The 12,937-nt window shown below is 53.3% G+C and carries 14 protein-coding genes and 1 tRNA gene; 4 read left to right on the top strand and 11 right to left on the bottom strand.

Annotated elements, in window-relative coordinates; all coding sequences use genetic code 11:
- The first annotated feature begins 104 nt into the window (after positions 1 to 104).
- Positions 105 to 1,559 carry a circularly permuted type 2 ATP-grasp protein gene (locus ACFOSD_RS01395; protein ID WP_380694393.1) on the top strand — a complete coding sequence of 485 codons (1,455 nt, stop codon included), beginning with the start codon at positions 105 to 107 and terminating at the stop codon, positions 1,557 to 1,559.
- A 2-nt stretch (positions 1,560 to 1,561) separates the two neighbouring features.
- Positions 1,562 to 2,497, top strand: a complete 936-nt coding sequence (locus tag ACFOSD_RS01390) for an alpha-E domain-containing protein (RefSeq protein WP_380694395.1) — start codon at positions 1,562 to 1,564, stop codon at positions 2,495 to 2,497.
- 19 nt (positions 2,498 to 2,516) lie between these two features.
- On the opposite strand, the gene ACFOSD_RS01385 is transcribed toward ACFOSD_RS01390, so the two are convergent.
- The 7 genes from ACFOSD_RS01385 to ACFOSD_RS01355 all read right to left on the bottom strand — a co-directional run bounded on the left by ACFOSD_RS01385 (position 2,517) and on the right by ACFOSD_RS01355 (position 8,309).
- Positions 2,517 to 3,065, bottom strand: coding sequence for a DUF411 domain-containing protein (locus ACFOSD_RS01385; RefSeq protein ID WP_380694397.1), 549 nt, complete (start codon positions 3,063 to 3,065; stop codon positions 2,517 to 2,519).
- 110 nt (positions 3,066 to 3,175) lie between these two features.
- The gene (copM, locus tag ACFOSD_RS01380) at positions 3,176 to 3,913 is read right to left on the bottom strand and encodes a CopM family metallochaperone (protein ID WP_380707509.1); all 738 of its coding nucleotides are present in this window, start codon (positions 3,911 to 3,913) and stop codon (positions 3,176 to 3,178) included.
- Positions 3,914 to 4,052: 139 nt separating this feature from the next.
- Positions 4,053 to 4,445, bottom strand: coding sequence for a hypothetical protein (locus ACFOSD_RS01375; protein ID WP_380694403.1), 393 nt, complete (start codon positions 4,443 to 4,445; stop codon positions 4,053 to 4,055).
- 91 nt (positions 4,446 to 4,536) lie between these two features.
- A complete protein-coding gene (locus ACFOSD_RS01370) occupies positions 4,537 to 6,192 on the bottom strand; it encodes a L,D-transpeptidase family protein (RefSeq protein WP_380694405.1) in 1,656 nt (551 codons plus the stop codon).
- A gap of 124 nt (positions 6,193 to 6,316) precedes the next feature.
- Entirely contained in the window at positions 6,317 to 6,913 is a 597-nt protein-coding gene (locus ACFOSD_RS01365; RefSeq protein ID WP_380694407.1) for an SAM-dependent methyltransferase, read from the bottom strand.
- A gap of 189 nt (positions 6,914 to 7,102) precedes the next feature.
- A complete protein-coding gene (locus tag ACFOSD_RS01360; protein WP_380694409.1) occupies positions 7,103 to 7,915 on the bottom strand; it encodes a class II glutamine amidotransferase in 813 nt (270 codons plus the stop codon).
- A 7-nt stretch (positions 7,916 to 7,922) separates the two neighbouring features.
- Entirely contained in the window at positions 7,923 to 8,309 is a 387-nt protein-coding gene (locus ACFOSD_RS01355; protein WP_380694411.1) for a DUF2750 domain-containing protein, read from the bottom strand.
- Positions 8,310 to 8,477: 168 nt separating this feature from the next.
- On the opposite strand from ACFOSD_RS01355, the gene ACFOSD_RS01350 reads away from it, so the two are divergent.
- Together ACFOSD_RS01350 and ACFOSD_RS01345 are read left to right on the top strand one after the other, a co-directional pair.
- The gene (locus tag ACFOSD_RS01350; RefSeq protein WP_380694413.1) at positions 8,478 to 8,915 is read left to right on the top strand and encodes a cytochrome b562; all 438 of its coding nucleotides are present in this window, start codon (positions 8,478 to 8,480) and stop codon (positions 8,913 to 8,915) included.
- Positions 8,916 to 8,965: 50 nt separating this feature from the next.
- Complete coding sequence (locus ACFOSD_RS01345; protein ID WP_380694415.1) at positions 8,966 to 9,634, top strand: cytochrome b/b6 domain-containing protein; 669 nt, start codon at positions 8,966 to 8,968, stop codon at positions 9,632 to 9,634.
- A gap of 57 nt (positions 9,635 to 9,691) precedes the next feature.
- On the opposite strand, the gene ACFOSD_RS01340 is transcribed toward ACFOSD_RS01345, so the two are convergent.
- From ACFOSD_RS01340 to ACFOSD_RS01325, 4 genes are all read right to left on the bottom strand, one after another.
- Positions 9,692 to 9,767 (bottom strand) — tRNA-Phe (locus ACFOSD_RS01340).
- 125 nt (positions 9,768 to 9,892) lie between these two features.
- Positions 9,893 to 10,156, bottom strand: coding sequence for an oxidative damage protection protein (locus ACFOSD_RS01335; RefSeq protein ID WP_380694417.1), 264 nt, complete (start codon positions 10,154 to 10,156; stop codon positions 9,893 to 9,895).
- A 112-nt stretch (positions 10,157 to 10,268) separates the two neighbouring features.
- Complete coding sequence (gene mutY, locus ACFOSD_RS01330; protein ID WP_380694419.1) at positions 10,269 to 11,330, bottom strand: A/G-specific adenine glycosylase; 1,062 nt, start codon at positions 11,328 to 11,330, stop codon at positions 10,269 to 10,271.
- Positions 11,327 to 12,853 (bottom strand): hypothetical protein, encoded by a 1,527-nt coding sequence (locus tag ACFOSD_RS01325; RefSeq protein WP_380694421.1) that lies wholly within the window; start codon positions 12,851 to 12,853, stop codon positions 11,327 to 11,329. Before ACFOSD_RS01325 ends, mutY begins: the two co-directional genes overlap by 4 nt.
- Positions 12,854 to 12,937 lie beyond the last annotated feature (84 nt).

Here is a 12,937-nt window from a genome sequence, read left to right as displayed (position 1 = left end):
ACGGTATGGCTAAATAAAGACGAAAGAAAGCCAGCGTGCCGCATCACCTGCTAGAGTATCGACAAGGCAGGCGGTAATAAGAGAGAACCATGGAGTGCTGAAGAATGAGTGAACTGAATTGGAAAGCATACGCGACCAACGGCTTTTATGATGAATTGATGCGCGCCCCCGGCGTTCCGCATGCTGCCGCTGATACGTTGTGCCGTTACTTGTCCGGATTAACCACCGAAGACTTAAACGAGCTGAAACGGGCTGCGGATGTTGCCATTCAAGTCATGGGTATAACTTTTACCGTTTATTCCGAACACGCCACCATTGAGCGAACTTGGCCGTTTGATATAGTCCCCCGGATCATCGAAAAACAAGAATGGTTGCGCACCGAAAAGGGGCTAAAGCAGCGCGTGCATGCCCTAAATTTGTTCATCGATGATTTGTATCATGACCAGCGCATCATTAAAGAGGGTGTGTTCCCGGCTGAAGTGCTGGCGCAATCGGTGAACTTTCGTCCGCAATGTGTCGGTATCAGTCCGCCGCACCGAACCTGGGCGCACATTTGTGGTTCTGACCTAGTACGTGACAAAGACGGCACGCTCTATGTACTGGAAGATAACTTGCGGGTTCCTTCCGGGGTGTCTTACATGTTGGAAAACCGCAACGTCACCAAGCGTATTCTGCCGGAGATGTTTGCGACTGGGCGTATTGAGCCGGTGGATGACTACTGTGCACACCTCTATGACATGTTGGTGTCGATGTCGCCGCGACCGGGGGATGACCCAGAAATTGTTGTTTTGACCCCTGGTATCTTTAACTCGGCGTATTTTGAACACTCTTATCTGGCTCAGCAAATGGGGGTGGCTCTGGTCGAAGGGTCGGATCTGGTGGTGCAGGAAGACGACTGTGTGTACATGCGTACGGTCGATGGTTTGCAGCGTGTGGATGTGATTTATCGTCGGGTTGATGATTTGTTCCTCGACCCTGAAGCCTTTAACCCGGAATCTCAGTTAGGCGCCGCGGGACTCATGCGGGCATGGCGTAACGGTAACGTTGCCTTAGTGAATGCACCGGGAGCGGGTGTCGCCGACGACAAGGTGGTTTACGCCTTCGTGCCGGAAATCATCAAATACTATTTGGGTGAAGAGGCCCTGTTGCCCAATGTGCCCAGTTATCTGTGCATGCGAGAAAAAGACCGTAATTATGTGCTGACGAATTTAGACAAGCTGGTGGTGAAACCTGCTAACGAGTCCGGTGGTTACGGCATGTTGATCGGTCCCTATGCTACCGCGGAAGAACGTGCGGATTTTGCCGAGCGCATTAAGCGTGATCCCCGCAATTACATGGCCCAGCCAACGTTGGCCTTGTCGACCGCACCGACGTTGTTTGATGGGGTCATGGAGCCTCGACATGTCGATTTACGGCCTTTTATTTTGTCGGGACCGCAAGCCTATGTCACAACGGGCGGCTTAACCCGCGTGGCACTCACCAAGGGTTCATTGGTGGTCAACTCCTCACAAGGTGGTGGCAGTAAAGATACGTGGATTGTTGATGGACGAGGGCTGTAATTATGTTGTCGAGAGTCGCAGAAAACCTCTATTGGCTGGCCCGCTATTTAGAGCGCGCTGAAGATACTGCCCGTTTGATCAGCGTTAATGGTCATCTGTTGTTGGACTTTCCCAGTGCCGAAAAAGTGGATTGGGATTCCTTGGTGGTGATTCTGGAAGGTGAAGACGCCTTTGCCGAGCGCTACAAAAAAAGCACCGAACAAAACGTGTTGAGCTTTTTATGTGGAGACCTGACTTTTCCGAGTTCGATTTTGTCATCGTTGGCGTATGCGCGGGAAAATTTGCGCACTACGCGGGATATTATGCCCCGTGAAATCTGGGAAGAAGTGAACCAGCTTTATTTGAGCACGCGTGATCGAGTGGAAAAAGGCATAACGCCGCGCAATCGTGATGCGTTCTTGCAGCGCGTTATTCGCAGCATTCAGGCCGTGATTGGATTAATTGAGGGCACGTTGAGCAATACGCGGGTAAAAACCTTTTTGTCTTTAGGGCGGCAACTGGAACGTGCCGACATGACGACCCGAATCATTGATGCGCGTTCCGCGAACCTGTTACCGAAAACCCCAGAAGAACTGACGCCCTTTGAAAACCTGCAATGGATGAGTGTGTTGAAGTCACTCACGGGTTATCAGATGTATCGCCAACATGTGCGCTTGCGCGTCAAGGGCCCGGATGTATTGCGGTTCCTTTTACAGGATACGCAATTTCCTCGGGCCGTTGCGTGCAGTTTGGGCGCGCTATCCGATGCCTTGCAGCCCTTAGCACGCAGTGAAACGGTGGAACATGAACTGGCCGACATGCGGGATGCCCTCATCACTGCACGCGTGTACCAACTGGCCCATGAACCACAGGACCTGCATGCCTTTGTTGATAACATGCAGATCGGATTTAACCGGGTTCATGTCGCAATTGCCGACACCTATTTTCAGCAGCGTTGAGCCGCGTAGGTAGGCGAAGTTAAAAACGATATTCGCCTACCACAGCCGTATTGCCTTCTACGGTAAAGGCCACCGCGTCGAAATCCTGATATCGACCCATTTCCATGCCGGGTGAACCCAGCGGCATGCCCGGTACTGAGATGCCAACGGTGTTCTCACCGAAGGGCATTGGGTTGGTCAGTAACTTCTCAATGGCCGTCACGGGTACATGCCCTTCAACAACCAAGCCGTCGATCAGGGCCGTGTGGCAAGATCGCATACTGTGCGGTATGCCGTGCGCATCTTTGACTTCGTTCAAGGCATCGGTATGTGTGACGGTGACCTCGTAACCATGCGCTACCAAGTGTTCAGCCCAACTGCCACAGCAACCACAGTTGGGGTCGCTGAACATAGTGACCTGACGGGCAGGAAGTTGCTCTGACAGGGCGTTAATGCTCATTTCTTTGGTGGTGTCGGCCCCGATAGAGCGTTGTGCCGGGTAAAATAAAACGCTCGCCCCAGCGAGAACAACGACGGCAGCGGCAGAGCCGATGAGGCTCTGTTTGTTAACGTATTTAGATAGCATCATTTCGGTTTACCTCCGATCGAGACGTTGCCAGTCAGCAAATATAATAGGCCCGAGTTAACCATGGTCAATGTGCTCGCTCAGGCCCAGACTGGATTAAAGAATTAATTCATTTATCGTGCAAGCCAGGTACGCATGAACTGTATTTCGCGTTCTTGTTCCCGAATAATGGTCTCGGCCAGAGTGCGCAGCGCACGGTCATCACTGTAGCGCAACAGTATATTAGCCATCTCAATGGCCGCTTCGTGATGAGGGATCATACCCACGACAAAGTCGCGGTTCACATCACCGCTCGGCGTGATGGCCATTTCGCGCATCATTCGGTCATTGGCCTGTTCGTAGCCAGCGCGAATATCGGCAGCTTGCTCGCCGATTCGGGGTTCACCATAGGCCGTAAGCCAAGCTTCCATGTCGGCAATCTCTGCCCGCTGGGCAACAATAATCTCCTCTGCCAAGGCCAGTAATTCTGTGTCCGTACCTTGCTTGAGAAGCGTTTGCGCCATATCGATGGCACCTTGGTGGTGCGGAATCATGCCTCGAACAAAATCGTAATCGACATCCCCCGTCATGACCATATTGTGCATGTCTTGCATCATGCGTTGATTGTCTTGTGCGAAGGCATGTGTGTCATGATCTTGAGTCATGCCGTGCATTGCGGTCATGGAATGATGGCTCTGCATCCTGTCGTGATTCATCATGTCGTGCTGTCCGTGCCCCTGCATCGTCGTCGAGTGACCCGACGCACCCATTGCATGATCATTGTGGTTTGGCTGGGCACAGCCGGTGAAAACCATGGCCGACAGTGTAAGTGCGGCGCCAAGGGTTCGTTTCTTTGTCAACGTGATATTCATGATCCTAATCCTGTTCGGTGCGCCGTTGCAATAAAACACCATTCGATAGTGGATGAACTGCAACAGCATAAGATGTTGATGTCGTGCATAGCACTCAAAGCGATGCAATTTCATCGTCTGTGAACGCTTTGGATGATCTTTAGAACAGGTTTCGGGGTGGTGGTACGGCGGGCTCCGCGAGCCTCAAGGGAACGCCTGCGGTTATGCTAAGCGCGGTTGTTGTGGTGCGCACGTCAGGCGCAATGTTTGTCTTGGGTATAAGGGATGCCTGCACGCAGAGTTCAGCACAAGGGCTATCATGGTGTGTGTGTTCTGTTAACGGGGTAATGGCGGGATGATGTGCTGCTTTATGCTGGTGAAGCACCGAAGCGGAGGCGTCAGTATTGGGAGATGCGGGATGATGGATGCCGGCCAGATATTGGCTGGCCATCATGCTGGTATGAGCGGCACCTTGCACCGGACCAACGACGGCAATGACCAACACGAGCAGGGTTGATACAAAGCGCTTTAATCGACGATTGTTATGGTGCATGTTAACAGCTCAAGTACAAACGGCTAGAGCGCAACAATAAACCCTCCTCCTAATGGAAGGTCAAGGTCATTTTTGTCAAGATCTCGTCGAGTCACAGGTTGCCCATGGCTTCCCGCATTAAGACATCGCGATCATAAACATCGTCACGGAAGGTAGGCATGCCGGTGGCATCGGGCGCTACGGTGAAATAAACCAAGTAAATAGGTACCGAAACATCCAAGCCAATGACCGAGGTGTCTTCGGTATTTCGTGCATTGGCGAGATGACGCTGATTTCGCCCAGTACCGACCAGTAAGTCTGCCAGTAAATCGGGGTCTTCAATGCGCACACAACCGGCACTGTAAGCCCGTTCGCGCAGGGCGAAATGACGTTGTTCTGGCGTATCGTGCAAATAGATGGCATTACGATTGGGGAACATGAACTTATATTGCCCCATGGCGTTGCCCTCATCTGGCTGTTGCTCAAACCGGTAGCGCATGGTGGTGTGGTCAAGGTTGCGCCAATCGACGGATGAAGGGTCTACTTCTAACGCACCCGAGTGCCAACCGTTATAGACCCGATAGTTGTTGCGACGTAAGTAACTGGGGTCCATTTGGACAATAGGAAGGATCATTTCCACCGCTAAACGGTGCGGTACGCGCCATGTCGGATTAACTTCGAAATAGGTCATGTTGCCGCGAAATACCGGCGTTTTTCGGTCCGGCTGACCAATCACGGCCCGCATGCTGGTGTGTTGGCCGTCGAGGAATATATGCACTTGATAATCGGCTAGATCGACCCAGATACGATCATTTTCCAGTGTGGAAGGTAACCAGCGCCAGCGCTCCAAGTTGTAACGAATCTGTTCGGCGCGCTCCCACGCCGGTACGTTCATGGCGGCCAAGGTCTGGCTGCCGGTGCGCCCATCGGGCACAAGTTGATGCCGACGCTGAAAGTTCATGACGGCTTGTTCAACTTCTTCATCGTACACATCATTCTCGGCACGACGCGCTGCTGGACGTAAGTCACCCAATTGAATCAAGCGGGCACGCAATAATGCCACGCGTGGGCTGCGCTCACCCCGCAGTAACAGGTTGCCGCGCGGCACAACGATTTCATCTTCCCGTTTGGCGAGGTCCCGATAATATACATACCAGCGCTGCAGGATTTGATAGTCCGCATGATTCGGGGCCAAGTTGGGCAACTCGGCAACCATGGCGGCGGCATCGGGCAGCTCGAGTAAGTTTTGCCAAGCATCGCTGGGGGCGTCCAACTGCCAGTTCGGGTCAATGGTGCGCGGATCAAAGCGCCCGATATTGAGGTCACGGGCGTAACTTTGCAGGGCGGTGGTGGCCAGCACATCCAGCTCGGCCAGTTGTTGCAGTGTCGGGCTGTCAATTTGCACGTAGTCCCGCAAGGCCGGTAAATGATAGTGCAGTGGGTTCAGGCCCTGCATATCCGCGGCGGCTAACTGACGAATTAATTCTAGCAAAGCGGGGTTGATCTGCTGTTCCTGCAGCCACAAAGGTTGAAATTCCCGGCGCTGATAAAAGCTCAAAACCTTTTCGTTCGGAAGAATTTGCCCTGCAACGGGCGCAAAGGCCACCAGCATGAGGTTCAGTTGTTCCTGCACCGTACTTTCCATCTGCGCTCGGGTTGGCGCAATGGTCGCACGTTCGGGTTCTGTTGAAGGCGTTGGACCTGAAGAACATCCGATCAACAATACAGCGCTCGCCAAGACAACAAGAGAAGACTTCAAGACGACCATGGGTGTCCTTAACCAAGATTCATAGACAGTAATGCGGGTAAAGATAGCCTGTAAAGCGCCCTACGTCAGTACGTTAGGCGCTCTTTACATGCGGAAAAGCAGAAAAATGTGCCGAGCGGGTAAATTAATGCGGTTTAAAGCCAAGGATTTGCACCACGGCACTATCACCACGATGCAGCGTACCTTCCTGAATGGGCCGTTCCATCTCTTGCATCAATTGTAAGTTCAAGCCACGAAACTCTTGGCGCAATGTGCTCAGATCCGCGAGTAGGGCAGGGTCACTGGGGCCGCCGGTGCCAAGTTCTACCTGGCGCGGATGGTAGGCTTCAAACACTAACGTGCCGCCGGGTTTTAAGCCAGCCACAACACGTTGATGCAGAGGAATGCGAATGTCGGCGGGCAAGTGACAGAATATACTTACAATGGCGCCCCAACGGTTGGGCTCAATGGGAAAATCGGCCAGATCCGCGTGAATGGTTTCAATGCTCACGCCCCGTTCAGCCGCCAGCCGTTGTGCTTTGGCCAAGCCAACTTCAGAAATGTCTACCGCCGTAACTTTCCAGCCTTGTTGCGCAAGGTACACCGCATTGCGCCCTTCTCCTTCAGCTAAACAGAGAATTTGCCCGGGTGGAATGTCGTCGGCCGTGCGACGTAAAAAATCATTGGGTTCCTTACCGTATGCATATTCTTCCGTGGCGTAGCGTTGGTTCCAGATGGTCATGGATGCGCCTCTCAGGATACTGCAAGCGTGCGATCATACGGTTTATCGCAGTGGAGTCTAGTTGGATGTTGGGAAAGGTTGAATACTCTTATGAGCTAAAGGACGCAATCTCTGGTCAATGGCGCATAAACAGTGTCCTGTCCCATGGTTGCGACAGTCATGTCCAACTGTGGAACACTTTCCTTGATGTTATATTCCTTGGTTTGTCGGATGCGGCTTGATAGGTACATCCTTTCGGCCGCGACGAACGGCTTCGCCGGCACGCCAAAATCGCCATTCTCCAGGTTGATAAATATCCCACACTTCATCGCTGGTGAGGGGCTCGGTTACTATCACGCTGACCACATCGTTCGGTGTGGTTTCCTGGCCGAAATCCACCACCATTTCGTCATCGCGTAGTCGTGCAGGTCCAAAAGGTGCCCGTCGTGTAATGGCAGCCATTTTGGTGGTACAGAAGGAAAACAGCCAGTCGCCATTACTGAGCAGTAAATTAAACACCCCTTGTTGGGCATAGGCAGCGCTGTGCTCGACCAGGAAGCCAACCAGTTCGTCATCGGAAAGTTCGCGGTGGTGATCGGATCGCAAACGATTCAGCAGGTCACAAAAAATGCTCTCGCTGTCGGTGGTGCCGACCGGCTCATACATGCCTGCATCGGGGGTGAAATTCTGCAATTGCCCATTGTGGGCGAACGTCCAATACTGGCCCCAAAGCTCACGTATAAACGGATGGGTATTGGCTAAACACACATCCCCGACATTGGCCTGTCGAATATGGCAAATGCCTACCGTGGTCTTCATCGGATGCGATTTTACAATCTCGGCGATGCGCGAATCAGCACTGGCCAACGACTCGTGAAACGTTTTCACCCCCGCGCCTTCATAGAAAGCGACGCCCCAACCGTCTTTATGTGGGCCGGTCGCTCCCCCACGGCGGGTAAGTCCGGTAAAACTAAAACACATATCGGTCGGGACATTGGCACTCATGCCCAATAATTCGCACACGGTGTCGTTACTCTTGTTGCAGTGCTTGCAGGGACTTTTTGAGATCTTTTGGCGCAATAACAATGCCTTCTTCTGCGGCATCGGGAAACACCACCACTCGCAGTCCATCTTTTTGCAGGCCGGGCAGCCAGCGGTCCATCCAAGCGTTCAGCGGAATGGCATAGGGCGCGCAGTCGGCCCAGTCTTCCTCAGCATACTCGGCGGCGAATTCTGCATCGGGCCAGATAGGCACACAGCTGTGACCTTCGGAAGACATTAAAACGCCCCCATCATCACCGCGCAGTGTCCAGACCGTAGCGCTGGAAATCGCTTGCGACAAACAATGATCAAAGCGTGTTTGCGCAGTCGCGGTAGCCAGTGCTAGGCGTTCGTGTTCTGTGATTGCCATGGTCATGAGAATTCCGCTAAGTGGCTATAAGCATGCGAATAAGCATAGCATTCAATGCGCTAAACTCGTCAGTGGTGAAGCCGCAAAAAGTTTCATTTACTTTACGCAAATTGCCAACTGACTGCGCATTTCCTGCGTAGACTACCGGAATTACATTCGATAAGGAAAATTTCCATGGCACGTAAAAATTCGATGATACGTAAAGTTGTGCTGTCTTCGTTGTTTAGCGTAGGGTTGGTTGCAGGTGCCCAAGCCCAAGTTTGCTCGGATACGGAACTGTATGGCCACATGCAAACCTTGGCGGAAAACCTGCGGCCTGTTTCGCAAGCCATCCGCAGTAACGATTTCAACCAAGCCCAACCGCTGGTGACGGAAATGTTAGCGGCCGCGCAAGGCGCACAGCAAGAAACACCTTTTAGATTCCGCACGGGCGCCAGTGAAGATGATATCGCGAACTACCAACGTGCCATTCAACGGCTGGTTGATGAATTTGAAACCCTGTCGGTTGCGGTAAACAATCAAGACGCGCAAACGGCCAGTACCGTGCTGCGTTCATTGTCTGAAATGCGCCGCCAAGGCCATGGACAGTTCAAAGATCGTACGTGCCGTTGAAGGGTGATAAAAAGAACTGAACGAAACAGGGTCTGAAGGAGAGCGGAGCAATGTCGAACACGCAACAGCCAATGGTTAACGTATGGGATTTGCCGGTGCGTGTGGTGCATTGGGCCATGGTGGTTACCTTTGTTGTACTGATGGTCAGTGTGAACACCGGGCTGCTGCGGTTGCATTTTTATGCAGGCTATACCTTAACGGCTCTGCTGGTTTTTCGGTTGCTCTGGGCCTTGGTGGGCACCACGTACGCCCGTTTCAGTGGCTTCAACTTTTCTTTACGTGGTTTGCATGTGCAGTGCAGGGCCATGATAAAGCGCGAACCTCTGCCGTATCTCGGGCATAACCCTGCCGGTTCGATCATGGTTGTACTGCTGTGGACTGTGTTATTAGCACAAGGGTTGAGTGGTCTGTTATACAGCGACGATGTATTTTGGTTCGGCCCGCTGAGCATGAATGCACCCGATTGGGCGTTGAATGTGGCGTCTACCTTACACCCAAGGTTGCCGCCCTTGATCATGCTGTTGATTGTGACGCACATCGCGGCGGTGTTGTATCACCAATTCGCTTTACGCGAACCCATCGTCAAGGCCATGGTGCGTGGGCAAAAACCCGGTACAGATAAGAGCCTGGCACGCAGCCAAGTCAGTGTGTTGTGGCTGTTGTTCAGTGTTATCCCAGCCATAGGTTGGTGGCTATGGTTGTTTGCCTTGCCGATTTAGCGCATGGACGTAACGGGAGACACAGGCACAAAAAAACCAGCACTTGGCTGGTTTTAATGGTGCCCAGAGGCGGAATCGAACCACCGACACGAGGATTTTCAGTCCTCTGCTCTACCGACTGAGCTATCTGGGCATGTCTTAGCGACGGAGCGTATTAAAAAGATTTTTCACTGAGCCGTCAACCCCTTTCTTTCTAACTTACTGATTTTTTTAGGCAAAATGGCTGGGTTATTGTTTCTCCGGCGAGTTTTGGGTCCGCTATTCGGGCACGTAGCCTTCGGCTTGGTCGTAGTCGTCACCCGTTAAAAATTTATCCATTTGTTCCATCAAATAGCGACGCGACTGCGGATCCGTCATCACGAGGTGCTTTTCATTAATCAGGCGGGTTTGGTGCGCTTGCCAATCGCTCCATGCCTGTTGCGATACGTTAGCGAGGATTTCTTGCCCTTTGGGGCCTGGAAACGGCGCTTTCGCTAAGGCAGGCAGTTCTTTTTGATATTTTTTGCAGAATACGGTCGTCATGGTGATGTCCTATGGTTGTGGTTCGGCCAGAGGGCTGGCCTCCTAAGGATATTTGTTTGGCCGGAGGCTGGTCTCTGCGGGCTCTATAAGCACAGCGCGCAATCCGCGCGCACTAAAGGCACAGCTTTTCCAGTAGTCGTTTGGTGGGCGCAGCCAGCCCCAAGGCTTCGTCCAAGAGCGGTTGGACCCATTGGCCCTGTTCTTGAACACTTACGGTTTTTGAGATTCGCAGATGCACGGGTGTGATGTCCAGATGAAAATGGCTAAACGTGTGGCGAAAAGTGTTCCAGTCTTCGCGCTGTTCGGGCGCATAACCCTGTCGCACAAGCCAGTCATCTAGCGCGTTGCTGGTGCTGAATTCGGGAAAGCACCATAGTCCGCCCCAAAGCCCAGTAGGTGGACGCTGTGTGAGGTAGCAGCGCTGATCGGGCAACTGCAACATAAGTAACCAGGCTGCTTTTATGGGCTTTTCAACCTTGGGTTTGCGGTGTGGCCATTCGGTGGGCGTGCCTAGAGCATGGGCAGCGCAGAGGTCTTGTACAGGGCATTGTGGGCACTTTGGTTTGTTGCGCGTGCAGAGTGTAGCGCCCAGGTCCATCATCACCTGTGTGTAGTCTCGCACTCGTTCAGTTGGCGTATAGTGGTCGGCTATTTGCCACAATAGATTTTGCGTTTGAGTGCTGCCTGGCCAGCCTTCGACGGCATGAAGGCGCGCCAGTACCCGTTTGACGTTGCCGTCCAGAATCGGGGCACGAACATGAAAAGCCATACTGGCAATCGCACCCGCGGTAGAGCGGCCAATACCCGGCAGGCTGATCAGGGCTTCAATATTCGATGGGAATTCTCCGCCATGTTCGTTCACGACCGTGCGTGCACAGGCGTGTAAATTACGGGCGCGGGCATAATAGCCGAGTCCTGTCCAGAGATGCAAAACGGCGTCTACGGGCGCCGAGGCTAGATCGTTGACGGTGGGAAAACGATCCATAAAGCGTTCGAAATAGGGGATGACGGTGCTGACTTGCGTCTGTTGCAGCATGATTTCCGATACCCAAACGCGATAGGCCGAACGCTCTTGTTGCCAGGGCAGGTGCTTGCGTCCGTGTTGGTCGTACCAAGTCAAAACCCGTTGTTGAAAGGGTTCGGGCGCATGCCATGACGAGCTTGGTTGTTTCATGAAGCCTGTTCCCATGACGTTGCATTCAATGTGGCGCGGTGTTGCTCGGCGCAACGAAGAATCTGGATCACTATAACGGACTCTGCCGGATCGATGCAGTTGGCCCACGTGGAAAAGGCCACGAATGGATTTGCTTGAATACCACGCTCTGGCCCAATCAAGTCGTCCATGCTCAGGCCCTCTGGTATGGCGTTTAGGTGGCCGTATAGCCAGTAGGCATCCTGTCCTGCCACTTCTTCCAGCGCGAGGTTGTGCAATTGCAATTGATGTTGATCGAGATCACTCAATGCATTGGCCTGCCCGCGCAGTACGTAATTTCGCTGTGGTGTCGTGATGTCAATGGCGACATTGGCGCCGTCAGCCTGCCACCGGGTCAGTGTGGGCACAGCGCTTAAACGGTCGCTGTGCGCTGGCGTATGCAGTTGCACCAACACGCGCGATAGCAGGGGATGATTCACTGTAACCTGCCATCCAACCTCGGTGCGCCCAACGGATTGATTGGCTTCAGGTGTGTTGGACCATTGTTCGTACTGCAGGGTCCATATCAGGTCTGTTACCCATGTCGATTGGGGGCGGACGACATGGGCACGGCGCAGAATTTCAGCGGACCAGTCTTGCGGGTGTGCACCGCCGGTCATGCCCTGCCAGACCGCGCGCTCGCCTATTTCGTGCGGTACGGTGGGATCACGACCTTCAGTGGCACCTTGACTGGTGGCAAACTCCTTGGCCGTGAACGTTCGAGTCTGTAGGTTCCCTTTGAACTGCTCGATAAAGGTGTCCCAACGGTAGATGCCATAGGTACGGGTGGACGAATGTACTTCAAGCTGAGCGTTTAACCGTTGAATATTGATCGACGCGGTGGCGGACGAGCCCGCGCTGAACTCGGCGGGTAGCAATTGCCATTCAGACTGAATCTCCCCGAATCCATGGTCCACCCAACCGTCACCTTGCAGGTCGGCCACGAGGCTTAGGGTATAGTCCTGGCCTTGAGTGCGGCGCAGAAGAGCTTGAATGGTGACATCGACCACATCAACGGTGGCGGGGTCATACAGGGTGAGTTTAAATTGCTGCACATCCAAATTGGGCAGCGCCTGGAAAAATGGTTGCAGCGTCGGCAGTTGATCCATTAAGGCCCAAAGTGCCGCTTCGGTCAATTGGCTGTCCTGGGCTATAGGCAGCAGCAGGCTGGCTTGATGAATGTCGAGTCGCTGAGGCAACCACCGGAACACCCATGGGCTATACCAGCGCGGACGCAGTATTGCGTTGGCCAAGGAAAGGGGCTCGGTTGTGCCATGCAGAAGAAAGCTGGCATTTTGGACACTCAGGCGAGGGAGAATGCCGGGTTGATACTCAAACTCCGTGCTTTGCCATGCAGAGCCTAGGTGTTGTGTCATGTGGTCGCTGAACCAAGCCTCAGTATTCCCGGCAATGCGGTCACCGTGCTGATGCAGCCAAAGCCAACCCAGAGCAGGCCACAGCATCAGTATTACAACGCTGATAGTAATGTAGCGGCGATAGGGCATGGGGTTCTCGACACGTTTCAGAGGGTGCTGCCCGGCTGGGAGCATAAGCGAAACACGCTGCGGCGACCAGCCCGGAAGCTTGGT

This window comes from Salinispirillum marinum, from assembly GCF_042650105.1.
Taxonomy (GTDB): Bacteria; Pseudomonadota; Gammaproteobacteria; order Pseudomonadales; family Natronospirillaceae; genus Salinispirillum; species Salinispirillum marinum.
The sequence above is the reverse complement of the archived record's forward strand: the minus strand, read 5'-3'. Positions and strand labels throughout refer to the sequence as shown.

Bases quoted from the DNA above. Each gene is read 5' to 3' on its own strand.
- ACFOSD_RS01390 (WP_380694395.1), top strand. From the start codon at position 1,562: ATGTTGTCGAGAGTCGCAGAAAACCTCTATTGGCTGGCCCGCTATTTA.
- ACFOSD_RS01325 (WP_380694421.1), bottom strand. From the start codon at position 12,853: ATGCCCTATCGCCGCTACATTACTATCAGCGTTGTAATACTGATGCTG.
- ACFOSD_RS01365 (WP_380694407.1), bottom strand. From the start codon at position 6,913: ATGACCATCTGGAACCAACGCTACGCCACGGAAGAATATGCATACGGT.
- ACFOSD_RS01395 (WP_380694393.1), top strand. From the start codon at position 105: ATGAGTGAACTGAATTGGAAAGCATACGCGACCAACGGCTTTTATGAT.
- ACFOSD_RS01335 (WP_380694417.1), bottom strand. From the start codon at position 10,156: ATGACGACCGTATTCTGCAAAAAATATCAAAAAGAACTGCCTGCCTTA.
- ACFOSD_RS01355 (WP_380694411.1), bottom strand. From the start codon at position 8,309: ATGACCATGGCAATCACAGAACACGAACGCCTAGCACTGGCTACCGCG.
- ACFOSD_RS01375 (WP_380694403.1), bottom strand. From the start codon at position 4,445: ATGCACCATAACAATCGTCGATTAAAGCGCTTTGTATCAACCCTGCTC.
- ACFOSD_RS01385 (WP_380694397.1), bottom strand. From the start codon at position 3,065: ATGATGCTATCTAAATACGTTAACAAACAGAGCCTCATCGGCTCTGCC.
- ACFOSD_RS01350 (WP_380694413.1), top strand. From the start codon at position 8,478: ATGGCACGTAAAAATTCGATGATACGTAAAGTTGTGCTGTCTTCGTTG.
- ACFOSD_RS01345 (WP_380694415.1), top strand. From the start codon at position 8,966: ATGTCGAACACGCAACAGCCAATGGTTAACGTATGGGATTTGCCGGTG.
- copM (WP_380707509.1), bottom strand. From the start codon at position 3,913: ATGAATATCACGTTGACAAAGAAACGAACCCTTGGCGCCGCACTTACA.
- ACFOSD_RS01370 (WP_380694405.1), bottom strand. From the start codon at position 6,192: ATGGTCGTCTTGAAGTCTTCTCTTGTTGTCTTGGCGAGCGCTGTATTG.
- mutY (WP_380694419.1), bottom strand. From the start codon at position 11,330: ATGAAACAACCAAGCTCGTCATGGCATGCGCCCGAACCCTTTCAACAA.